Annotated in this window: 1 pseudogene; it reads left to right on the top strand. The window is 41.0% G+C overall.

Going from position 1 to position 1,275, the window contains the following annotated elements:
- The first annotated feature begins 42 nt into the window (after positions 1–42).
- Positions 43–1,048, top strand: a pseudogene (locus QUB08_RS31970) (ISKra4 family transposase).
- Positions 1,049–1,275 lie beyond the last annotated feature (227 nt).

Raw genomic sequence — 1,275 nt, 5'->3', positions numbered from 1 at the left:
CAAGAGTTACAATAATCAATAAATAATTTGGAGAGACTAAACATGACACCTGACGAACAAGCACGCTTACGAGCTTCGTACTGCTGAAATCGCCAAAATTTTATACAGAAACACTCCCCCCAAGGCATTAGAGAGCCTGGAAACAATAGAGGGGCACCTGAGAAAACAATGGATAGAGATAGTGGGACCCGAAGTTGCTTTTTTTTTATCAAAGAAACCACGGGAACAGACAAAGGGCGTCCCCGAACAGTAAAAAGCTGTGTAGGTGAGTTAAAAATTACCGAAAAACAAGCAGAAAAATAAAATCTCAAAAAATCGACTCGCTTGGCCCCTTTCTTTGAGAAATGTTGACGGAGACAAGTAGCCCTGTTATCCTATTCCAAGGCATCTCAAGAAATCGAAGTACAGACGGGAGTCAAGATAGGTCATACCAGTTTACATAGATTGGTAGAAAACCAAGAGTGGGTCGAACCAGTAGCAGAAGTTCCCATTAAAGAAACCAGTGTGGATGGAGGGAAAGTGCGTGTTAGAGGACCAAAAGGGGAGGGTTCTCACTGGCTCGATTACAAAGCAGTTAGTCTTCATGGCAGCTTTTATGCTGCATATTTTCGGAAAAATGAAGTATTGATTGATTATGTCAATCGTCAGCCGTTAAATGCCGTAGTGACTTGTTTGGGTGATGGACATGACGGAATTTGGAATCTGATTGGTAAATTCAATCCGGATGGCAATCGCCGAGAAATCTTAGACTGGTATCATTTAGTAGAAAATCTGTACAAAGTATCAGGGTCTAGGAAACGGCTGTCGAGAGCCAAAGAATTGTTATGGCAAGGTCGCACGTGATGAAACCATTAAGTTGTTTGAGTCGTGCAATAGTCGTCAGACTACCAACTTTTGTAAATATCTCACAAAACATCGGAATCGAATTGTTAACTATCAACTGTTATCCAGTCACAATATTTGTTCTATTGGGTCGGGAGCGGTGGAATCATTAGTCAAACAGATTGACAGAAGATTGAAGATTTCCGGCGCTCAGTGGGGTCGTTAAAATATTAATCAAATGCTCAAACTTAGGTGTGCTTACTTGAATGAATTAATCTAGAATATAGACACCTTTCCTATATTTTTTTTCCCAAAATCCCTACTTTAAATACTCCTCTCTCGCCAGTTCGGTTAGCCTGCAGGCGACAACTTTTCCGTTCTATCATGTAGCGCAGGGCGAATAATTTTGGCTCATATCATACTTTTAACCATTTACAAAACCGGGATGCTCCC

The organism is Microcoleus sp. BR0-C5, from assembly GCF_036705045.1.
GTDB lineage: Bacteria > Cyanobacteriota > Cyanobacteriia > Cyanobacteriales > Microcoleaceae > Microcoleus.
The sequence above is the reverse complement of the archived record's forward strand: the minus strand, read 5'-3'. Positions and strand labels throughout refer to the sequence as shown.